At 72.3% G+C, this 21,327-nt stretch carries 19 protein-coding genes; 5 read left to right on the top strand and 14 right to left on the bottom strand.

Annotated elements, in window-relative coordinates:
- Positions 1 to 82: 82 nt before the first annotated feature.
- Positions 83 to 1,426: a wax ester/triacylglycerol synthase family O-acyltransferase gene (locus QFZ74_RS27730; RefSeq protein WP_307624300.1), complete on the top strand. Its 1,344-nt coding sequence runs from the start codon at positions 83 to 85 to the stop codon at positions 1,424 to 1,426.
- 132 nt (positions 1,427 to 1,558) lie between these two features.
- Here the strand turns inward: QFZ74_RS27730 and glgC are convergent, their stop codons facing one another.
- From glgC to QFZ74_RS27715, 3 genes are read right to left on the bottom strand one after another with little or no spacing between them, the layout of a single operon-like run.
- Positions 1,559 to 2,779 (bottom strand): glucose-1-phosphate adenylyltransferase, encoded by a 1,221-nt coding sequence (gene glgC, locus QFZ74_RS27725; protein WP_307623567.1) that lies wholly within the window; start codon positions 2,777 to 2,779, stop codon positions 1,559 to 1,561.
- Positions 2,780 to 2,830: 51 nt separating this feature from the next.
- Positions 2,831 to 3,982: a glycogen synthase gene (gene glgA / locus QFZ74_RS27720; protein WP_307623566.1), complete on the bottom strand. Its 1,152-nt coding sequence runs from the start codon at positions 3,980 to 3,982 to the stop codon at positions 2,831 to 2,833.
- A gap of 37 nt (positions 3,983 to 4,019) precedes the next feature.
- Positions 4,020 to 4,781, bottom strand: coding sequence for a (2Fe-2S)-binding protein (locus QFZ74_RS27715; RefSeq protein WP_307623565.1), 762 nt, complete (start codon positions 4,779 to 4,781; stop codon positions 4,020 to 4,022).
- 228 nt (positions 4,782 to 5,009) lie between these two features.
- On the opposite strand from QFZ74_RS27715, the gene QFZ74_RS27710 reads away from it, so the two are divergent.
- Positions 5,010 to 5,996, top strand: coding sequence for a DMT family transporter (locus QFZ74_RS27710; protein ID WP_307623564.1), 987 nt, complete (start codon positions 5,010 to 5,012; stop codon positions 5,994 to 5,996).
- Here QFZ74_RS27710 and QFZ74_RS27705 read toward each other — a convergent pair.
- Entirely contained in the window at positions 5,986 to 7,059 is a 1,074-nt protein-coding gene (locus tag QFZ74_RS27705; protein ID WP_307623563.1) for a peptidoglycan DD-metalloendopeptidase family protein, read from the bottom strand. The genes QFZ74_RS27710 and QFZ74_RS27705 overlap by 11 nt on opposite strands.
- Before the next feature lie 372 nt (positions 7,060 to 7,431).
- Here QFZ74_RS27705 and gndA point away from each other — a divergent pair, with 372 nt between their 5' ends.
- Positions 7,432 to 8,871 (top strand): NADP-dependent phosphogluconate dehydrogenase, encoded by a 1,440-nt coding sequence (gndA, locus tag QFZ74_RS27700; protein WP_307623562.1) that lies wholly within the window; start codon positions 7,432 to 7,434, stop codon positions 8,869 to 8,871.
- Positions 8,872 to 9,498: 627 nt separating this feature from the next.
- Here gndA and QFZ74_RS27695 read toward each other — a convergent pair.
- The 7 genes from QFZ74_RS27695 to QFZ74_RS27665 all read right to left on the bottom strand — a co-directional run bounded on the left by QFZ74_RS27695 (position 9,499) and on the right by QFZ74_RS27665 (position 15,088).
- Positions 9,499 to 9,852 (bottom strand): GNAT family N-acetyltransferase, encoded by a 354-nt coding sequence (locus QFZ74_RS27695; RefSeq protein ID WP_307623561.1) that lies wholly within the window; start codon positions 9,850 to 9,852, stop codon positions 9,499 to 9,501.
- A gap of 47 nt (positions 9,853 to 9,899) precedes the next feature.
- Positions 9,900 to 10,328 (bottom strand): aspartate 1-decarboxylase, encoded by a 429-nt coding sequence (gene panD, locus QFZ74_RS27690; RefSeq protein WP_307623560.1) that lies wholly within the window; start codon positions 10,326 to 10,328, stop codon positions 9,900 to 9,902.
- A gap of 251 nt (positions 10,329 to 10,579) precedes the next feature.
- The gene (locus QFZ74_RS27685) at positions 10,580 to 10,990 is read right to left on the bottom strand and encodes a cupin domain-containing protein (RefSeq protein WP_307623559.1); all 411 of its coding nucleotides are present in this window, start codon (positions 10,988 to 10,990) and stop codon (positions 10,580 to 10,582) included.
- Between the two features lie 43 nt (positions 10,991 to 11,033).
- Positions 11,034 to 11,354 (bottom strand): carboxymuconolactone decarboxylase family protein, encoded by a 321-nt coding sequence (locus QFZ74_RS27680; protein ID WP_307623558.1) that lies wholly within the window; start codon positions 11,352 to 11,354, stop codon positions 11,034 to 11,036.
- A gap of 62 nt (positions 11,355 to 11,416) precedes the next feature.
- Positions 11,417 to 12,184, bottom strand: coding sequence for a glucose 1-dehydrogenase (locus tag QFZ74_RS27675; protein WP_307623557.1), 768 nt, complete (start codon positions 12,182 to 12,184; stop codon positions 11,417 to 11,419).
- A gap of 41 nt (positions 12,185 to 12,225) precedes the next feature.
- Entirely contained in the window at positions 12,226 to 13,479 is a 1,254-nt protein-coding gene (locus tag QFZ74_RS27670) for an MFS transporter (protein WP_307623556.1), read from the bottom strand.
- A 592-nt stretch (positions 13,480 to 14,071) separates the two neighbouring features.
- Positions 14,072 to 15,088, bottom strand: coding sequence for a zinc-dependent alcohol dehydrogenase family protein (locus tag QFZ74_RS27665; protein WP_307623555.1), 1,017 nt, complete (start codon positions 15,086 to 15,088; stop codon positions 14,072 to 14,074).
- Between the two features lie 251 nt (positions 15,089 to 15,339).
- Between QFZ74_RS27665 and QFZ74_RS27660 the strand changes: the two genes are divergently transcribed.
- Positions 15,340 to 16,227, top strand: a complete 888-nt coding sequence (locus QFZ74_RS27660) for a helix-turn-helix transcriptional regulator (protein ID WP_307623554.1) — start codon at positions 15,340 to 15,342, stop codon at positions 16,225 to 16,227.
- A gap of 53 nt (positions 16,228 to 16,280) precedes the next feature.
- Here the strand turns inward: QFZ74_RS27660 and QFZ74_RS27655 are convergent, their stop codons facing one another.
- The gene (locus tag QFZ74_RS27655; protein ID WP_307623553.1) at positions 16,281 to 16,817 is read right to left on the bottom strand and encodes a GNAT family N-acetyltransferase; all 537 of its coding nucleotides are present in this window, start codon (positions 16,815 to 16,817) and stop codon (positions 16,281 to 16,283) included.
- A gap of 79 nt (positions 16,818 to 16,896) precedes the next feature.
- Positions 16,897 to 17,076 (bottom strand): TetR/AcrR family transcriptional regulator C-terminal domain-containing protein, encoded by a 180-nt coding sequence (locus tag QFZ74_RS27650; RefSeq protein ID WP_307623552.1) that lies wholly within the window; start codon positions 17,074 to 17,076, stop codon positions 16,897 to 16,899.
- Between the two features lie 713 nt (positions 17,077 to 17,789).
- On the opposite strand from QFZ74_RS27650, the gene QFZ74_RS27645 reads away from it, so the two are divergent.
- Positions 17,790 to 20,048 (top strand): SpoIIE family protein phosphatase, encoded by a 2,259-nt coding sequence (locus QFZ74_RS27645; protein ID WP_307623551.1) that lies wholly within the window; start codon positions 17,790 to 17,792, stop codon positions 20,046 to 20,048.
- A 160-nt stretch (positions 20,049 to 20,208) separates the two neighbouring features.
- On the opposite strand, the gene QFZ74_RS27640 is transcribed toward QFZ74_RS27645, so the two are convergent.
- Positions 20,209 to 20,904, bottom strand: a complete 696-nt coding sequence (locus QFZ74_RS27640; protein WP_307623550.1) for a GNAT family N-acetyltransferase — start codon at positions 20,902 to 20,904, stop codon at positions 20,209 to 20,211.
- Positions 20,905 to 21,327: the final 423 nt, after the last annotated feature.

Below are 21,327 nucleotides of genomic sequence, written 5' to 3'. Positions count from 1 at the left end.
TGCGTAACTTGATCGCACTTGACCGTAATCATCTGCCGGAGGTTGACTGCATGCCCACCCTTCGTCGATGCGAGGCAAGCCATTGACTTCCGATCTGCTCGCTCCCCTCGACCTGGCCTTCTGGAACATCGAGTCCGACCTGTACCCGATGCACCTCGGCGCCCTCGGCGTCTTCTCGGCGCACTCGCCCACCGCCGGCGCCCACGCGGCCGACCTGCTCGCCGCCCGCGCCGCCGCCGTGCCGGGACTGCGGATGCGTATCCGGGACGTCTGGCAGCCCATCGGCTCCCCCTTCGCGCTCCCGCTCGCCTTCGGCGGCGCCACCCGTGAGCCCGATCCCGGTTTCGACCCGATGGACCACGTCCGGCTGCACGCCCCGGCCGGCGACTTCCAGGCCGTGGCCGGCACGCTCATGGAACGCCCGCTGGAGCGCGACCGGCCGCCGTGGGAGGCGCACGTGCTGCCCGGCGAGGACGGTGTCTCCTTCGCCGTGCTGTTCAAGTTCCACCACGCGCTCGCCGACGGCCTCCGCGCGCTCAAGCTCGCCGCGGGCGTGCTGGACCCCATGGACCTCCCCGAGCGCGGCCCGCGCCCCGTCGAGCCGCCGCGCGGTCTGCTGCCCGACGTGCGCAAGCTGCCCGGTCTGCTGCGCGGCGCCCTGTCCGAGGCCGGCCGCGCGCTGGACATCGGCGCCTCCGTCGCCCTGTCCACGCTGGGCGGGCGCACCTCCTCCGCGCTGACCTCCACGCCGAGCGGCACGCGCCGCACCGCGGGCGTCGTGCTCGACATCGACGACGTGCACCGGGTGCGCAAGGCGGTCGGCGGCACCGTCAACGACGTCCTCATCGCCGTCGTCGCGGGCGCGCTGCGCCGCTGGCTCGACGAGCGCGGCGACGGCAGCGCGGGCGTCGAGCCCCGCGCGCTGATCCCCGTCTCCCGGCGCCGCCCGCGCAGCGCGCAGCCACAGGGCAACCGGCTCTCGGGTTACCTGATACGGCTCCCCGTCGACGATCCCGACCCGCGCAGCCGCCTCGACACGGTGCGCGCGGCGATGGACCGTAACAAGGACGCGGGCGCCGACCGGGGCGCCGGCGCGGTCGCGCTGCTCGCCGACCACGTCCCCGCGCTCGGCCACCGGCTCGGCGGACCGCTCGTCGGCCAGGCGGCCCGGCTGTGGTTCGACATCCTGGTCACCAGCGTCCCCCTGCCCGGCATCGGACTGCGCCTCGGCGGCCACCCCCTCACCGAGGTCTACCCCTTCGCCCCGCTCGCCCCCGGCCAGTCCCTGGCGGTCGCGATCTCGACGTACCGAGGCCACGTGCACTACGGCCTGGTCGCCGACGGCCGAGCCGTCCCGGACCTCGACCGCTTCGCCCGCGCGCTGACGGCCGAGGTGGAGACGCTGATCATGGCTTGCGATCCCTGAGGCGTCCGTGGGGATCCGTAGGGGTCCATAGGGGGCCGTAGGGGTCATAGGGGGCCGTTCCGGCTGGGGCGCCTTCGGGGGCGCCCCAGCCGGTGTCGGGCCCGCGAGCCCGGCCTGATCCAAACAAAGACCCTAGGGCACCAACTGCCCCTTCCCGAGGGCGATCACGCCGCCCCGGGAGACGGTGTACAGCTCGGCGTCGCGGTCCGGGTTGACGCCGATCGTCGCCCCGGGCGGCACCTGGACGTTCTTGTCGATGACGGCGCCGCGCACCACCGCGCCCCGGCCGATGTGCACGTTGTCGTGCAGCACCGACCCCTGCACGACGGCCCCCGGGTCCACCACCACGCCCGGAGACAGGACCGACCGCGTGACCTGGCCGCGGATCAGGCAGCCCGCGCTGACGATGGATTCGCTCGCTATGCCGCCGGCGTTGAAACGGGCAGGCGAGAGCTGGCCCGAGTGGGTGTAGACGGGCCAGGTGCGGTTGTAGAGGTTGAAGGCGGGGCGCTCGGCGATCAGGTCCATGTGGGCGTCGTAGTAGGCGTCGAGGGTGCCGACGTCGCGCCAGTAGCCCTGGTCGCGGGTGGTCTCGCCGGGGACGTGGTTGTCGGCGAAGTCGTAGAGCTGCGCCTCGCCGCGGCCGGTGAGCTGGGGCAGGATCGAGCCGCCCATGTCGTGCACGGACCGCTCGTCCTCGGCGTCCCGGTGCAGCGCCTCGATCAGGGCCTTGGTGCTGAAGACGTAGTTGCCCATCGAGGCGAACACGGACTGCGGATCGTCCGGCAGGCCGGGAGGATCTGCGGGCTTCTCCAGGAACCGCTTGACGCTCTGCCCGTCCGAGCCCGGGGTGATCACACCGAACGAGGAGGACTCGGCGCGCGGCACTCGGATGCCCGCGACGGTCACGCCGGCGCCGCTGTCGACGTGCTGCGCGATCATCTGGCGCGGGTCCATGCGGTAGACGTGGTCGGCGCCGAACACCGCGACGTAGTCGGGCTGTTCGTCGTGGACGAGGTTGAGCGACTGCAGGATCGCGTCGGCGCTGCCCAGGTACCAGCGCGGGCCGAGCCGCTGCTGCGCCGGGACCGGGGTGACGTAGTTGCCGAGCAGGCTGGACATCCGCCAGGTGGTGGTGATGTGCCGGTCCAGCGAGTGCGACTTGTACTGGGTGAGCACGCAGATGCGCAGGATGTCGGCGTTGACGAGGTTGGAGAGCACGAAGTCGACGAGCCGGTAGGTGCCGCCGAAGGTGACCGCGGGTTTGGCGCGGTCCGTCGTCAGGGGCATCAGCCGTTTGCCCTCGCCGCCGGCGAGCACGATCCCGAGAACCGAAGGACCTCCACGACGCATGGCCGCTCCCCTCACCCTGGTCGAACCCTGGCCTGCCCCGGGCGGGGCCGGCTAAGCCTGCTTGAGGATCTCCTCGTACAGCCGCACCGTGCGCCGGGCCACGGTGTCCCAGCCGAACTCGCCCACCGCGCGCTCCCGCCCCGCCTCCCCCATCCGCCGGGCCCTCTCCGGGTCGCCGAGGATCTCGTCCAGCGCCTCCGCGAGCGAGGTCTCGAAGTCCTCGTCCGGCGTGACCAGCAGGCCCGTCCGGCCGTCGTCGACGACCTCGGGGATGCCGCCGACCCGGGAGGCCACGACGGGCGTGCCGCACGCCATCGCCTCCAGGTTGACGATGCCCAGCGGCTCGTAGACCGAGGGGCAGACGAACACGGCGGCGTGGGTGAGGAGTTGGATGACGTCTCCGCGCGGCAGCATCTGCGGGATCCAGTGCACGCCCTCGCGGACTCCGCTCAACTCCCGGAACAGCTCGCGGAACTCCCGGTCGAGCTCGGGGGTGTCCGGCGCGCCCGCGCACAGCACGACCTGCGCCGCCGGGTCGATGTCCCGTACGGCGCGCAGCAGTTGGGGGACGCCCTTCTGGCGGGTGATGCGGCCGACGAACAGCACGAACGGGCGGTGCGGGTCCACGCCCAGCCGGGCGAGGACGTCGGTGCCGTGGTCCGGGCGGTAGAGGGTGGTGTCGATGCCGTTGTGCACGACGTGGACCCGGGCCGGATCCAGCGCCGGGTAGCAGCCGAGGATGTCCTCGCGCATGGCGCCCGAGACGGCGATCACCGCGTCGGCGGCCTCGATGGCGGTGCGCTCGGACCAGCCGGACAGGGCGTATCCGCCACCGAGTTGCTCGGCCTTCCAGGGCCGCAGCGGCTCCAGGGAGTGGGCGGTCATCACGTGCGGGACGCCGTAGAGGAGCTTGGCGAGGTGGCCGGCGAGACCGGCGTACCAGGTGTGGGAGTGGACGAGGTCGCGGCTCGCGAGGGCGGCGGCCATGGAGAGGTCCACGGAGAACGTGCGCAGGGCGTCGTTGGCGGTGTCCAGGGCGGACCAGGGGCGGTGGCGTACGACGCCGACACCGCGGCCCTCGCCCCAGCAGTGCACCTCCAGCTCGACCAGGGACGTCAACTCCCGCGCCAGGAACTCGACATGGACTCCGGCGCCGCCGTACACGTCCGGAGGGAACTCCCGGCTCAGCAGTCCCACTCGCACCGCAACTCCCTGGTCTTGGCGGCAGGTTCCCTCATGGTCACCCAGACGGGGCGCTCGGGGAAGAGTGCGGGACGGAGCGCGGCGGCCGGGTGAAGCAGCAGTCGCCGCAGACTCCGCCGCCGGGTAGGCGGTAGTACAGGCAGCAGCTGCGGCGCCGGAAGGCAGTGCCGGAGAGGGTGCCGGTGGCGCTCAGGAGGGGGTGGGTGAACAGTTCGGCGGTGAGCGCGCGGGCCCGCTCGGCCAGGTCGGTACGGCCGCTGCCGTGCGCCCATCGCTGGAGTTCGCGGGCGGCGCCGGCGAGCGCGGAGCCCGCGTTGCCGCGCAGCAGCCCGGCCGCGACCCCGTACCGGGCGCGCAGGGTCTCCCCTAGGGGTTCGAGGTGGCGGTCCAGCACGGCGGCCGCGAGCGTCTCCGCGTCACCGGGCAGCGGGCGCATCTCGGCCAGCCAGAGGTCGTCGGGTGCGGTCGCGGCCGGGTCCCAGTGGAGCAGGGCCGGGTCCGGATCGGGGATCCGGCCGTACAGGACGGCACTGCCGAGGGCCACCGACCAGAGCCGGGCGGCGAGCCCCTGCTGGGCGATGGACGCGGAAACGCGCAGCTCAGAGGTGCGAAGACGCTGCGCCACCAGCTCGACACGAAAAATTATGGAATCGCCGTAAACGTCAGACTTTGCCCCGCCATAGGCCTCCGCGAGCGTCGGCAGCGTCCCGGCCGGTGACCGCCCGCCGTCTCCTGCCGCGCGCAGGACGAAGAATCCGCCGAGCGGGCGGAGCGCTGCGAGTCCGGGGTCGATGTCCACGAACAGGAGTAGTACCAGGGACGGTACGGATGCGGCCGAGTCGGGGGTACGTCCGTGTCGCCCACCCTGGGGAGGACGGTGCTCCGGAGATACTCCATCGGCAGTAGGACTCAATGCCTGCCCAGGTACGACGACGGGAAGAAGCCCGGGCGGCAGAGTGTTGCCCATGAATGCCGACCGTACTCGTCACCGGGCCCGGGGGTCCCGCCTGGCGCCGAGGAGCCCTTGATGACCGCCCTCGTGTTGTCCGTCCTGTTGTCGTTCGTCTCCGCCGTCGCGTACGCGGGCGGGGCCATCGTGCAGGAGCAGGTCGCGCTGTCCTGCGCTCCCGACGAGCGGTACGGCCATCTACGGCGGCCCAGTTGGTGGGCCGCCGTCGCACTGACGGCCGTGGGCGGAGCGCTGCACGTGGTGGCGCTGGCCTACGGCCCCCTGAGCCTCGTCCAGCCGCTGGGCGCCCTGACCATCGTGTTCGCGCTGCCCATGGCGGCGCTGTTCGTCGGCCGCAAGGCCGGGGCGGCGGCCTGGCGCGGCGCCATCATGGCCACTCTGGGTCTCGCCGGACTGCTCGCCCTCGTCGGCACCTCCCACGGCCAGTCGCTCACCGCCGCCGAGCGCATCGGCACGGCCGTGGTCACCGGCGGCGCGGTGCTGACGCTGATGACCGCGGCCCGCGCGGCGCACCGGCACCCCGCGGTGCGCAGCGTGCTGCTCGCGGTCGCCTCCGGCATCGCGTTCGGCATGTCGTCGGTGTTCACCAAGACCGTCACCACCGACTGGAGCGACGGGTTCTCGGCGGCCGACCTGCCGTCGCTGGCGGCGATCGGCGTGTTCGCGTCGGCCGGCGTCCTGCTCTCCCAGGCCGCGTACCGCGGCGGCGGCCTCGCGGCACCGCTCGCCACGCTGACGGTGGTGAACCCGGTGCTGGCGGCCGCGGTCGGCATCACGATGTTCGGCGAGACCTTCCGCTACGGCGTCACGGGCACCGCGCTCGCGTTGAGCAGCGGTGTGGTGGCAGCGGGCGGCCTGATCCTGCTGACGACGGAGCGCATCCAGCACACACCGCACCCGGCCTCGAAGGCTCAGGGGAACTCGCAGGAGCGGCCGTCGGACTCACCCGCTCGGCCTGCCTCCGACCCCGAGCCCCTCTCCTCCCCCGGCATGCACGTGCCGCTGCCCGCGCTGCACCGGCACCGCCTGCGGGTCAGATCCTGACGCCGCCGGCCCGGAGATAGGCGACCGGGTCGATGTCCGCGCCGAACGCGGGCCCGGTCCGCACCTCGAAGTGCAGATGCGGGCCCGTGGCGTTGCCGGTCGCCCCCGAGCGGCCGATGCGCCGTCCGACGGAGACTTCCTGCCCCGTCCGCACGCTGATGGCGGACAGGTGGGCGTACTGCGAGTAGCGGCCGTCGGCGTGCCGGATGACGACCTGGTAGCCGTAGGAGCCGCCCCAGCCCGCGTCGACCACGCGTCCGGCCGCGACCGCGTGGACGGAGGTGCCGGTGGGCACGGGGAAGTCGACGCCGGTGTGATAGCCCTTCGACCAGTACGAGCCGACAGCACGGTAGGGCGTCCCCGTGCGGGCGTTCACGGGGGCGGTGAGGGAGGTGTGGCCGCGGCGGGTGGGCTTGGCGGGCTTCTCGGACTCGCGGTGCGCCTTCGCCGCCTTCGCCGCCTTCTCCGTCCTCTCAGTCTTCTCCGCCTTCTCCGCCTTCTCCGCCTTCTCCGTCTTCTTCGATGGCTTGGCCGACTTCTCGGCGGGCGGTGCCGCGGCGTGAGCGGTGTGCAGCGTCAGCCGCTGTCCCGGCAGGATCAGGTCGGGGTCGGCTCCGACCGTCGTACGGTTGGCCGCGTACAGGCGCTGCCAGCCGCCCCGTACGTCCCGCTCCTCGGCGATGCCGGACAGCGTGTCGCCGCGCACGACGGTGTACATCTCCGCCTTGCCGGCGCGGGACTGAGGCGCCATCTGGGGCTGTACGTCACTTATGTGCACGGCCTCGCCGCTCCCGGGCAGCAGGGCGGACGCCGTACCGTCGTAGGCCGCCCAGGTGGACCGGGTGAACTGGAGGCCGCCGTGGTAGCCGTTGCCGGTGTTGACGCTCCAGTCGCCGCTGGACTCGCGGGCGGCGACCTTGTTCCAGGTGGCCGCGTCGGCCGCGTGGACGCTCCCGGCGCCGATGAGGGGGAGCGCGAGGCCGGCCCCGCCCGCGGTGACGGTGAGTGAGGCGCGGTTGATCCTGTTCGGCTGGTAGCGGCGATGCCGACCGTGCACGGCCACTTCGGCCCCCCCTCGCCCTGCGTCAGGAGGGGCAAAAGTAGCCGCCGCAAACAGGCCGCGACAAGACGACATTCGGCCGTCGGCCACTCCAAGTGGTCGGTCAGGAGCGGCTGTTGGGCCGATCCGTGAGCCGTTCGCTGCTCCGCTGAGGCGCCGGGCGCGTTCCGCACGTATGCAAGCGTGGCGGGTCAGATGTGCGCCGACGGCGCTCGGCACGTCAGGATGGTCGCGTCGCCGTACGTGCACGTCAGGGCGGTTCAGGGGCGATACTGACCGAACTGCCGTGCACGACCGGCACGACCTTTTAGAGCATGCAGTGTGCAGGATCCACCGAATAAACCGGATCCACCCTATTTACGAGGAGTAGGCGGTATGAGCAGTTCGGCGCAGATCGGCGTCACGGGTCTCGCGGTCATGGGCCGCAACCTCGCCCGTAACTTCGCGCGCAACGGCTACACGGTCGCGGTGCACAACCGGACGCCTTCGCGTACGCAGGCGCTCGTGGAGGAGTTCGGGAACGAGGGCGACTTCGTCCCGGCCGAGACCGCCAAGGAGTTCGTCGAGGCGCTGGAGCGGCCGCGCCGCCTGGTCATCATGGTCAAGGCCGGCGAGCCGACCGACGCGGTGATCGAGGAGTTCGCCCCGCTGCTGGAGCCGGGCGACATGATCATCGACGGCGGCAACGCGCACTTCGCCGACACCCGCCGCCGTGAGCGCGAGCTGCGCGAGCAGGGCATCCACTTCGTCGGCATGGGCGTCTCCGGCGGCGAGGAGGGCGCGCTGAACGGCCCGAGCATCATGCCGGGCGGCCCGCAGGAGTCGTACGACTCGCTGGGCCCGATGCTGGAGAAGATCTCCGCGAAGGCGAAGGACGGCGCGCCCTGCGTGACCCACGTCGGCCCCGACGGCGCCGGCCACTTCGTGAAGATGGTCCACAACGGCATCGAGTACGCCGACATGCAGCTGATCGGTGAGGCGTACCAGCTGCTGCGCGACGTCGCCGGGTTCACCCCCGCCGAGATCGCGGAGATCTTCCGCACCTGGAACCAGGGCCGGCTCGACTCGTACCTGATCGAGATCACGGCCGAGGTGCTGTCCCACGTGGACGCGGAGACGGGCAAGCCGTTCGTGGACGTCGTGGTGGACCAGGCCGAGCAGAAGGGCACCGGCCGCTGGACGGTCCAGATCGCCCTCGACCTCGGCGTCCCGGTGTCGGGCATCGCGGAGGCGGTCTTCGCCCGCTCCCTGTCCGGTCACGCGGCCCTGCGCGAGGCCTCGCGCGGCCTGGCCGGCCCCAAGCCGACCCCGATGAGCGACGCGGAGAAGGCGGCCTTCGCCGACCGCGTCGAGCAGGCGCTTTACGCGTCGAAGATCGTCTCGTACACCCAGGGCTTCCACGAGATCGCGGCGGCCAGCGAGGAGTACGACTGGGACATCGACCTCGGCGCCATGGCCGCCATCTGGCGCGGCGGCTGCATCATCCGCGCGGCCTTCCTGGACCGCATCCGCGCCGCGTACGACGCCCGGCCCGACCTGCCGAGCCTGTTGTCCGACGACACCTTCGCCCAGGAGATCGCGGACGCCCAGGACGACTGGCGCGAGGTCCTCGTCACGGCCACCCGTCAAGGCGTGCCCACCCCGGGCTTCGCCGCCGCCCTCGCCTACTACGACGCGCTGCGCGCCGAGCGCCTGCCCGCGGCCCTGACCCAGGGCCAGCGCGACTTCTTCGGCGCCCACACCTACCGCCGCGTCGACCAGGACGGCTCGTTCCACACGCTGTGGGGCGGAGACCGCTCCGAGGTGCGGGCCTGACGGGTACGGGCCTGAGGGCCGCAGGCCCGAGGGGTGCGGGCCCGAGGGCTGCGCGCCTGAGGGTTCGCTTCCTGCCGGGCGGTGCATGACACCGCTCGGCGGTCCGGCCGCCTCCTGAGTGCTGCCTGACAGGGCCGCCGCTGATCCGTCAGCGGCGGCCCTCGCTCGCGCTCAGGTCAGGGGCGGTCCCGGCTCGGGCGGCGGGAAGGGCTCCGGTCCCGGCGGGATCGGGGACGGAGAGGGTTCCGGAGGCGGGCCGGGGTGGGGCGGGCCCGGAGGGGGCGGGGGCCCCGGGTGCGGCGGCGGCTCCGGATGCGGGGGCGGTCCGGGCGCCGGCGGGGGTTCGGGGGTCGGGACCGGGTTGGGGTACGGCTCCGGCGGCGGGGTCGGCTCCGGAGCGGGCGCCGGCTCGGGCGGCGGGACCGGATTGGGGTACGGCTCCGGGTGCCCGGGGTCCGGACCCGGGGTCGGACCGGGCGGCACGGGGTCGGGGTGCGGGTTCGTCATGACGTCCTCCGGCCAATGGCCGACATCGCCTGTCGACTACTCCCCCGCGTACCCGCCACGTGCACCGCCACGCCTGCGGGAGGCGGACCGCTCCCGCGCCCGGACCCGCCCCGGCGGCGCTCAGAACCGCCCGGGATGCGCCGCCAGCCACTGCTTCGCGGCCCGCAGCAGGCCGGGGTCGGCGGCAGGCGCCTCGGCGGGATGACGAGCGGCCCACTGGACGACGTACGGGCACAGCGGCGCCACCGCGACGCCCTCGCGGGCGGCAATGGCGTACAGCTCGCGGGCGAGGGAGCCCGCGATGCCCTTGCCCTCATGGGCGGGCTCGACGACGGTGTGGACGGGAACCAGGGCGCGCGCGGGCGCGTCGAGCACGAAGTACTCGATACGGCCGACGACTTCACCGCCGGCGACGGCTTCCAGGCGGCCGGCCGCCCGGTCGTCGCGGATCTCGACGCTCTCGCCGCCGCTCATGGGCACGCACGCTCCTGGTCGTCCGTCGGTCTGTCGCCGCGCGACTGTCAGCCCCGGTCGGCCGCCACGGCCTGCGGGCTGCGCCGCTGGTCCGAACCGGGCACCGGCTCGGACGCGTCGGCACCGAGGGCCACGATCCGGTTGTCGCCGTCGACGTGCACGACCTTCGGCTCCAGCACCCGCGCCTCGGCGTCGCTCACCTGAGCGTAGCTGATGATGATCACCAGGTCACCGGGGTGGATGAGATGAGCGGCGGCCCCATTGATCCCGACGACACCCGAGCCCCGCTCCCCCTCGATGACGTACGTCTCCAGCCGGGCCCCGTTGGTGATGTCGACGATGTGCACGAGCTCACCGGGCAGCAGATCGGCGGCGTCGAGCAGGTCGGCGTCGATGGTCACAGATCCCACGTAGTGCAGGTCGGCCTGGGTGACGGTGGCTCGATGGATCTTGGACTTGAACATCGTGCGGAACATAGGTGTACTCCTGGAAGTAGGCTCCCTGCCTGCGTTTTTGCAGGTCAAGGGCTCTTTCCATACTTTACAGCCAGTCGCCTGTCCGGGTAGTTGTCCCCAGGTTTTCGGTACCCATACTGACCGAATGCTGACCTCGCTCGGCAGCCCCTCGCAAAAGATCGTCACCTGGCTCGCCGAGCGCCGCCTGGACGCCTGAACCGCAGCCGCACGAGTTCCGGGGCGAACGGGTGGCCGTACCGTCGGCGTACGAATCAGTTGGTGCTGTTCAGGGCGTCGGCGTACTGCTCGGCGGTGACGGGTTCGAGCCAGGTGGTGCCGTCTCCGCTGCCGTCGCCGACGACCATGGCGATGTGGGCCATGAGGGTGGTGTCGGTGGCTCCGTGCCAGTGCTCCTCACCGGCCGGGCACTTGACGATCTGGCCGGCGCTGACACGTACGACGTTGCCGTCGCGGGTGCCGACCAGGCCCACGCCGTCGGTGATGTAGAGGGTCTGGCCGTTGGCGTGGGAGTGCCAGTTGGTGCGGGCGCCGGGGGTGAAGCGGACCAGGGCGGAAGCGAGGCGGGCGGGTTCGGTGGGCGTCTCGATCATGTTGAGGTAGACGTCGCCGGTGAAGCGATCGGCCGGGGCCTTGAGCGTGGACGTCTCGGTGATGTGTTCCATGGCGGTTGTTTCCTTGGTGCTGTAGAGGGAGGTTGCGCCCGTGTCAGGCATCGCGCTCGTCGGCGATCTTCTTAAGCTGGTTGATCGCGGTCATGGCGTTGGGCCAGCCGGCGTAGAAGGCGAGGTGGGTGATGGCCTCGGACAGTTCGTCGACGCTCAGGCCGTTCTCCAGCGCCACGCTCAGGTGGTAGGGCAGCTGTTCGCTGCGGTACAGGGCAGCCAGGACACTGACGGTGACCAGGCTGCGGTCGCGCGGTGAGAGGCCGGGGCGCTCCCAGATGTCGCTGAAGAGGACGTCGTTGGTGAGCTCTACGAGCTTGGGCGCGATCGTCTCCAGCTCCTTGGGGGCGGACTGCTTGGGCATGGTGTCGGTTCTTCCTTCTGTGCTCGGGGCGGTCCAGCGGGATCCAGTTGCCGACGGTGTGGTCACCGGGCGACGTAGCCGCCGTCGACGGGCAGGGCGACGCCGACGACGAAACTCGCGCCGGGGCTGCACAGCCACAGGACGGCCTGGGCGATCTCGTCGGCGGTGCCGAGCCGGTTGATGGGCTGGTTGGCCTCGGCCTCGGCGCAGTCCAGCTCCCCCTTGGCGATCATGTCGCTGACCATCGGGGTGTCGATGGTGCCGGGGCACACGGCGTTGACGCGGATGCCGCGCGGGGCGTATTCGAGGGCGGCGCTGGTGGTCAGGCCGATCACACCGTGTTTGGAGGAGTGGTAGGAGGCCCGGCCGGGGATGCCGACGAGCCCGCCGAGGGACGAGCAGTTGACGATGGCACCGCTTCCTTGGGCGCGCATGTGGCGCAGTTCGTGCTTCATGCTCGCCCAGACGCCGCGCAGGTTGACGGCATGGACGCGGTCGAACTGGTCCGCTCCTTCGTCGGCGGCGTCGGCGGGCGGGATCTGGATTCCGGCGTTGTTGTAGGCCATGTCGAGCCGGCCGAAGGTCTCCACCGTGTGGTCCACCGCGGCGGCCACCTGGTCCTCGTCGGTGACGTCGCAGACGAGGGCGAGGGCTTGGTGGCCTTCGTCGGTGAGCTGTTTGGCGGCCGCGTTCGCGGCGCTCGCGTCGAGGTCGGCGAGGGCGACGGCGGCTCCGGCCCGGGCGAAGGCGCGGGCGGTGGCCAGGCCCATGCCGGAGCCGGCACCGGTGACGAAGGCGACCTGTCCGGTGAAGTCGTACGTGGGATTCATGAGGGTCTCCCGGCGAGGGCGGTGTGTCGTGGACTTGAGGTTCAGCGGGTCGTCGTCACCGGTGTGTCGACCGTCCGTCGTGCGCCGGCGTCGGTCTGCCGGGTGACGATCCGCGTCCGGCGGGCCGCGCCGCTGACCGCGAGGGCGATGAGCGGGAGCAGGGTGAGGGCGGTGGAGACGGCGCCGACCAGGGCCGGGCCGGTCAGGCCGAGGGAGGAGTCCAGGGCGTGGCCGGCGATGGCGGAGCCCGCGGCGATGCCGGTGTTGTAGGCCGAGGTCGTCAGGGCCGAGGTCAGGGTGGGGGCGTCGCCCGCGAAGCGGACGGCGAGGGAGGTGACCACCGGGTTGACAGTGAATCCGGTCAGGGCCATGAGGAAGACCAGGACGACGGCTGCCACCGGGCTGCTGGACAGCGGGATCAGGAGGAGCAGGGTGACGGCGGTGGCCGCGGCGGCGGCGATCGTCGTCACCATGGGGCGACGATCACCGAGACGGCCTCCGATGGTGTTGCCGCCGAGCGCGCCGATGCCGAAGGCGATCAGGACCAGGGGGACGGCGCTCTCGGCGATGCCCGCGCGGTCGGTCAGCAGCGGCGTGATGTAGGTGTACGTCGCCAGGACGCCGCCCATGATCAGCACTGCGGCGGTGAGCGCCAGCCACAGCCTGCCCTGCCGCAGGGCTTGCACCTCGGCCCGCACCGACACCGCGGCGCGCCGCTCGGTCCGGGGGACGACGCGGCCGACGAACACGGCGGCCAGCGCGGCGAGGACGGCCAGCGCCCAGAAGGGGCCGCGCCAGCCGGTGAACTGGCCGACGTAGGAGCCGATCGGCACGCCGACGACGTTGGCCAGGGTCAGGCCGCCCATCATGACGCTGACGGCGCGGGTGGACTGGCCGGGGCCCGCGGCTGCGGTGGCGATCACGAATCCGACCGCCCAGAACGCGCCGGTGGCCAGGGCGGTGACGACACGCGCGGCGAGCACGACGGTGAAGGACGTGCTGAGCGCGGCGACGACGTGGCCGAGCGCGAACACGGCGAGGGCCAGGACCAGGGTGCGGCGCTGCGGCAGACGCAGAGTGGCCATGGCCATGGTCGGTCCGCCGATGATCATGCCGACGGCGAAGGCGGTGATCAGCAGGCCGGCGTGGGAGACGCTGACGTGGAGGTCAGAGGCCATCTCGGGCAGCAGTCCGGCGATGACGAACTCGGTGGTTCCCATCAGGAACGTACCGGCGGCGAGCACCCAGACGACGAAGGGCAGTCGGCCGGGGGCGGTTCCGGCTGCGGAAGACATGCGAGGGCCTTTCCGTACGAGAAGGGGAGGCGGTCAGGAGGCGGGGGCGGGCTCGGGGGTGATGTGGGCGGCCCCGGGTCAGCGGGCCGGGGGCGGCGTCGAGGTGGCCGAGGACGAGCAGGTCGGCGTCGGCTGCGGCGTGGCCGGGGCCATCGCGGTGGAAGAGGGCGAGGTTGCCGCGGGGCGTGTGGCAGGCGAGGTCGCCGGACTTAGGGTCTGTCGTTTGGATCAGGTCGGCTGTGAGGTGCGGTACTTCTCGACCGACCCGATCGGGGTCTGGTGCGTGCAGCTGCAAGGCGGAGGAGGGCGTCGACGCGATGGGGGTCCCCCCGCGCGAGCGGAGCCGAGCGTGGGGGAGTTGGCAACCGACGACAACGCGGCAGATGTGCGTGCCAGGCCCCGCGACGCCGGGATGATCCAAACGACAGGCCCTAGGGGCGGTGGGCTCGGGGCACGTGGCAGGCGAGGTCGCCTGGCTTGAGGGCGGGGCTCGGGGCACCGGCGGTGTTCGGCTTGCGCGGCCGACAGGACCGAGGCCGAGGGCCAGGGCCAGGGCCAGGGCCAATACGCGCCCCGCCTCAGGCCCGGGGCGTCAGGGCTTGAGGAGGGCCTTGATCGCGCGGCGCTCGTCCATCGACCGGTAGCCCTCGGCGACCTGGTCCAGGGGCAGGGTGAGGTCGAAGACCTTGCCCGGGTCGATCCGGCCGGTCAGGACGCGGTCGATGAGGTCGGGCAGGTAGCGGCGCACGGGGGCGGGGCCGCCGCGCAGGCCGACCTGGGAGAAGAACAGCTCCTGCCCGTCGACGGCGACCTCGTGGGGGACGCCGACGAAGCCGACGTTGCCGCCCGGACGTGCGGAGCGCAGCGACTGCTGCATGGCCTGGGCGGTGCCGACGCACTCCAGCACACTGTCGGCGCCGACGCCGCCGGTGAGGTCCTTGATCCGGGCCACACCCTCCTCACCGCGCTCGGTGACGATGTCCGTCGCGCCGAACTCCAGGGCGAGCCTCTGCCGGGATTCATGGCGGCTCATGGCGATGATCCGCTCCGCGCCCATCTCCTTGGCGGCGATCACACCGCACAGGCCGACGGCGCCGTCGCCGACCACCACGACGGTGGAGCCGGGCCGCACCTCGGCGGCGTCGGCGGCCCACCAGCCCGTGCCCATGACGTCGGAGACGGCCAGCAGGCCCGGCCAGAACTCCTCGCCCGGCACCTGGCCGGTGGCGACCAGGGTGCCCTGGGCGTTGGGGATGCGGACGTAGTCGGCCTGGCAGGTGCTCATGAACTCACGGTGCAGGCAGTTGGACTGGAAGCCGTTACGGCAGTTCGCGCAGGTGTTGTCCGAGGTGGCGAACGAGCCGATCACGAACTGGCCGGGCTTGACCGAGGTGACCTCGGCTCCGACCTCCTCGACGAAGCCGACGTACTCGTGGCCCATCGGGTGCGGGTCGCCGATCGGCTCCAGCCCGCGGTAGGGCCACAGGTCGGAGCCGCACACGCAGGTCACGGCCGTGCGAATGATCGCGTCGGTCGGGTGGAGGATCTTCGGGTCGTCCAGGGTCTCGAAGCGGACGTCGCCGGGGGCGTGAATCACTGCGCCGCGCATGTGGAATTCCTTAACGAGTGAGGCGTGCGCCGGCCGGAGGAGCCGGTGGCGCCGGGTGCGGGTGCGAGCCGGGCCGTGGGCGGCGGGCCACCCGAGCCGGGCGTGGGCTGCTCACCGGCCACCGCGTTCAGGGCCGGTGGCAGCACCACGTCTTCCAGGTAACCGGTTCTTCGCGCGCGCAGCGAGTCACCATCAAAGGGTGTACCGGCAGTACATCCCTCCGGTCGCGTGCGGGACGTACCGTCGAAGGCGTGGACAACCAAGCAGAGGTCCGCGAGTTCCTCACCTCGCGGCGCGCGAAGATCACCCCGGAACAGGCGGGCCTGCCCTCCGGCAGCCGACGGCGCGTCCCCGGCCTGCGCCGCAGCGAGGTCGCGGCCCTCGCCGACATGAGCGTGGAGTACTACGCCAAACTCGAACGCGGCAACCTCGCCGGGGTGTCGCCGGCTGTGCTGGAAGCCGTGGCCCGCGCCCTCCAGTTGGACGACGCCGAACGGGCCCACCTGCTGAACCTGGCCCAGGCCGCCGACGGCTCCGACGCCCTCACCCGCCCCCGGCGCCGCACCACCCGGCAGTGGACGCCGCACCGCAGCCTGCAATGGACGCTGGACGCCATCACCGCCGGGCCCGCCTTCGTCCGCAACGGCCGCATGGACCTCCTCGCCGCCAATCAGCTCGCCCGCGCCTTCTACAGCGACGTCTACGCCACTGGGCACAATCAGGCGAACCTCGCCCGCTTCAACTTCCTCGACCCCGCCTCGCGCCGCTTCTACCCCGACTGGGACCTCGCCGCCGACATCGCCGTCGCCATTCTGCGCACCGAGGCCGGCCGCGACCCCCACGACAAGGACCTGCACGACCTCGTCGGCGAACTGTCCACCCGCAGCGACGAGTTCCGCACCCGCTGGGGCGCGCACAACGTCCGCCACCACGGCACCGGAACCAAACGCTTCCAGCACCCGGCCGTCGGCGAACTCACCCTCGCCTACGAGGGCCTGGACATGGCCGCCGAACCCGGCCTCACCCTCACCATCTACACCGCCGAGCCCGGCTCACCCTCCGAAGAGGGCCTGCGCCTCCTCGCCTCCTGGGCCGCCACCCAAGAAGCCGCCACCGCCGCGGATTTCACCAGCAGCTAGGTTCGGTAGCAGCGAGGTTCGGTAGCAGCCAGGGCCGGTCCTTCGCGTTCGGATCAACCCGCACCACGCGTGATGCGGAACAGTACGTTCGGATGCAGCGGTCCTTCGGGCACGGCGGGGTCGTCGAAGTCGCCCGCCGGGTCCCGGGTCATGCCGATCCTGCGCATCACTGCCTGAGAACGGAGGTTGGCGGCCGTTGTCACGGCGAGGATCTCGGGAAGCCCAAGCCTGTCGAAGCCGTGGGCCAGAACGGTCCGCGCGGCCTCGGTGGCGTAGCCCTGACCCCAGGCCGAGCGGGTGAGCCTCCAGCCGATCTCCACTCCGGTGAACGGCGTGCCGTCATCCACCTGATCAAGGCCCGCGAAGCCGACGAACTCGCCCGTGGCCTGAAGTTCGACCGCCCACCATCCGTAGCCTCGCCGGTCGAACTCGGCCTGGAACCGTGCCACAGAGGCATCGCTCTGTTCACGGGTGAGTACGTCGCCCAAGTGCTCCCGAACCTCGGGATCGGCGTTCATCGCCGCCCACGGTTCAAGGTCGGAGTCACGCCACCGACGGAGGATGAGGCGACCGGTCCGCAGCTCAGTCACGTCGCCCAGCCAACGTGAGCGCTCCCCTCGATGCAATCGCTTTTGCTCAGGGCGACACTGCCCGTCAGCTCACTCCTCTTCACGCTCGGCCGACGGAGCCCTCGTCCAGAAGTGGGGCCAGGCCATCGAGGAGTCGTTGGAGGCCGAACTCGAAGAGGGCGTCGAGGTCGAGGTCGTAACCGGCCCTCGCGAGGCGGGAGAGTTCCGGGAACCGGCCGGTGGCCAGGAGCGCCAGGAATGCCGGCTCCTGGGTGTCCATCCACGCTGTCGAGCCCGCTGTGCGCCTCGGCCTCCCGTTCCGTCTCCAGATTGACGGCGATCCCGCGGGCGTAGTTGAGCAGCATGAGGTGCGCGGTGAAGGCGGACCGCCATGACCGTGTCCATCATCCGCGTCAGCAGGTCGTCCTTGTCGGTCACGTGCCGGTAGAGCGACATGGTCGCCACCCCCAGTTCGGCCGCCACCCGGCGCATCGAGACCGCGGCCAGCCCCTCGGTGTCGGCGACCGTGACGGCGGCGTCGACGATCCGTTCGAGCGTGAGAGCAGCCTGTCCCGATGGGGAGCGGCTGCCGCGCACCGCACGACCCCCTGCCGCCGCGCGCGACTCGACGATCGTCCCGATACCCGGGACCGCGCGGACCACGCCCTCACGGCGCAGCTCGGTGAGCACCTTGGTCGCGGTCGCCATCGCGACGCCCCACCGCTTGGTGATCTCGCGGGTGGGCGGCGTCAGTGGGGTGAGCGGCGCCAGCCCGCAGTGACCGACAGGGCGCCTCTGACTCCGGTCCGCCGGGCTCCGGCATCCGGGACATCGACCCCGCCCTGCGGTGGCCGAGCCGCCTGGCTCACCGCACGGCCAGCGAGAGGGAGACCGAGCCGGCACCGGCCCACACGACGGCGCTCGGCCCGGTCCCGAGAGGCGCCCGTCCGGTCCCGAGAGGCGCCGGTCCAGGTCCTTCCGTACATTTTTTTCATGGGGAACGATGCCGGTGCGTTCCTCCGTCGTCTGGCTCAGGAGTTCAGGCCGCGGGCGAGCGAATCGGTCGACGTGGTGCTGCGGCGCATGCGCGACGAGCTTCCCGAGCTGTGGGAGTGCGACGACATCGCCGCTCTGGCGTTGGAGGACACCGCCGGGCACATCAGCGCCTTCCTGGACGCCCTCGAGTACGACCTCGACGCGGCCGACTTCGAGGCACCCGCCGACGCCCTGGAGGTCGCCCGCGGGTTCGCCCGGAGCGGCGTGCCGATCAGCAGGCTCCTGCGTGCCTACCGGCTCGCCCACGTCGGCCTGCTCCAGGAGCTCCAGACGGAGGCCGCCCGTCTCACCGACGACTGGGAGCTGCTCCACGCCGTCACCAGCTCCCTGATCGCACGGGCCTTCGAGTACGTCGACCGTGGCGCGGAGGACGTCGTCGCCGCGTACGAGGGCGAGCGCGATCGGCTGGTGCAGCGGCGGCTCCTGGTGACCAACGAGGCGAGCCGGCGGATCGGGACCACGCTCGACACGGCGCGCACCGCGCAGGAGCTGGCCGACGCCGGCAGCGACGGCTTCGCCGACCTCGTCACCGTCGACCTCCTCGACTCCGTTCTCCGCGAGGAGGACACCTATCCGCCGCAGGAGACACCCGTGCTGCGCCGCATCGCCCAGCGGCCGGTACCGGACGGTTTCCCGGACGCCTCCGCCACGGGGCGTACGCACACCTACCCCGCCGGGTCGGAACCCGCTCGCGCGCTGGCCACGGGGCAGGCCCTGCTGCACCGGATCACGGCCACCGACGTCCTCCCGACGTGGCTGCCGCCCGGACCCGCCCCCGGCGGACTCGGCTTCCACTCGGTGCTGCTGGTACCGCTCCAGGCCCGCGGCAACATCCTCGGCCTCGCCCAGTTCCTCCGCCACCGCACCGGCGAGCCGTTCAACGACGACGACCTCCTTCTGGCCCGGGACATCTCGGCCCGCGCCGCGGTGCACATCGACAACGCCCGCCGTTACACCCACGAGCACTCCGTCGCGCTCACCCTCCAGCGCAGCCTGCTTCCGCAGCGCGCCCCCTCGCACGGCGCCATCGAGGCGGCCTCCCGCTATCTGCCCGGCGGTTCGCGGGCGGGCGTGGGCGGTGACTGGTACGACGTGATCCCGCTGTCCGGGGCGCGCGTCGCCCTGGTCGTGGGGGACGTCGTCGGCCGCGGCCTGCACGCCTCGACCACGATGGGCCGCCTGCGCACGGCCGTGCGCGCCTTCGCGGACATCGACCTGATGCCCGACGAACTGCTCACGCACCTGGACGACGTGGTCATCCGCCTCCAGCGCGAGGAGGAGCCGGACGAGGGCGTGGGCGAGATCAGCGCGACCTGCCTGTACGCGGTCTACGATCCCGTCTCCCGCGTCGTCTCCCTGGCCAGCGCCGGACACCTCCTGCCGGCGGTGGCGACTCCCATGCCCGCCGACGAAGGCGACGGCTACGGCTACGGCGCCCCGGACTCGTACGCGGTCGACTTCCCGGACCTGCCGATCGGCCCGCCGCTCGGCCTGGGCGGACTGCCTTTCGAGACCGCCCAGTTCGAGCTGCCGCAGGGCAGCATGCTCACCCTGTACACCGACGGACTCATCAAGAGCCGCACCCGTGACGTGGACGCCGCGCGCGCGGTGCTCGGCGACGTCCTCGCCCGGGCGCCGCGGTCACCGGACGAGATCTGCGACCGGCTGCTGGACGCGCTCCTGCCCACGCGCACCGCCGACGACGTCGCCCTCCTGGTGGCGCGGACCCGGGCGCTCGACCCCGACCACGTCGCCACGCTGGACCTCCCGGCCGACCCCGCCGCCGTCGCCGGGGCCCGCGACTTCGTGACGGACCGGCTGGCCGCCTGGGGGCTCGAGGAGCTGTCCTTCACCACCGAACTCATCGTCAGCGAGCTGGTGACGAACGCGATCCGCTACGGCAAGAGCCCCATCCAGCTGCGCCTGATCCTCCAGGACACGCTGACCTGCGAGGTGTCCGACGCGAGCAGCACCGCCCCGCACCTTCGACGCGCCCGCACCTTCGACGAGGGCGGCCGCGGCCTGCTGCTGGTCGCCCAGCTCGCCGAGCACTGGGGCACCCGGCACGGCCGCGAGGGCAAGGTCATCTGGGCGGAGCAGCTCCTCCCCGCCGAGCGCCCGACCGCGGCTTCCGCCCGTACGACCGCGCACTCCGACCGCGAGTCGGCAAACTCCCCTCATCTGAACGGGAGTTGATCCGGTCGCGGGCCGCCGGCGGGCGCCCGCCGGCGGCGTGCCCGGGGCCGGGCGGACCGGACCCTCGACGGCATCCGTCCCGTCACTGGACTCGGTCCCGAATCAGGGACGCGAGACCGGGCAGGAGGCGGCGTGACGCGACGCCGCCCGTACGGATCGGTCAGGCGCAGGCGCGGTCCGGCGCCGCCCGGTCGAGGACGGCGGGCGAGACCGTGCCGGCCATGCGGAGCTCGATGATGTCGCGGACGGTGGGCCACTCGTCGTCGAGGATCGAGTAGAACGCGGTGCTGCGGACGACGCCGTCCAGTCCGCGCGAGTGGGCCCGGCGGATGCCCTCGCAGGTGGCCCCGAGCCGCTCGATCGCGGCGCGCGAGCGCAGATTGCGGGCGTCGGCGCGGAAGGAGACGCGTCGTACGCCCCAGGTCTCGAAGGCGTGGCGCAGCATCAGCAGCTTGGCGTCGGTGTTGATGCCGGTGCCCTGAGCGCGCGGCGCGAGCCAGGTGTTGCCGATCTCGGCGGCGTCGGGCACGGCGGTGGCCGGGTCGCCGTACGGGACGCCCGGGGCGGGCGGCCAGATCAGCGGGCCCTGCCAGTAGTCGAGCTCCAGGAAGCGGGTGGAACCCACGACCCGCCCGTCCTCGGCGCTGATCACCGCGAAGGGCAGGATCCGGCCCTCGGCCTGCTCGGCGAGAGCACGGTCGATGTAGCGCTGGGCGGCGTCGAGGCCGTGCGGGACGGGGGTGAAGGCGTAGGTCGTACGGTCCTCGGCGCCGGCCTGGGCCAGGGCCTCGGCGTGGTGGGGAGCGAGGGGCTCCAGCCAGGTCTTGCGACCAGTGAGGAAGACGGATGCGGGCACAGGGCTTCGGTTCCTTCGTGACATGGGGGGGATTCGGCCGCCATCGATGCCCGGTGCCCGGTGCGATGGCGGTGGTCCAGCATGCGGCCACGGCCCCCTCGCTCGGGGAAAGGCCGAGTAAAGAAAGCGGGGCGCGCGCGTGACATGAAAAACACCCGGTGACCTGGGGTCGGGGGGCGGTGGCGGAGCGCTCACCGGCCCCCGCCATCCGGGGCAATTGGCTGATCGTTTCTGTGGTGATCCTGGGTCCCGGGCCGGTGTGGCGGCAGGCCATGGCCCCGCAGGGACGCCCGTACAAACGGCCCCACCAGCCACGCGGCGCCCCCGGCCCCGGCCGTATCAATTTCGTCTCCCGCTGACCCGGGGCCGCATCACTCCCGTCCCCCGCTGTCGACTGTTCCGTAACGGTCCCAAGATCACCGC

The sequence above is a fragment of the Streptomyces sp. V3I7 genome (assembly GCF_030817495.1).
Taxonomy (GTDB): Bacteria; Actinomycetota; Actinomycetes; order Streptomycetales; family Streptomycetaceae; genus Streptomyces.
The sequence above is the reverse complement of the archived record's forward strand: the minus strand, read 5'-3'. Positions and strand labels throughout refer to the sequence as shown.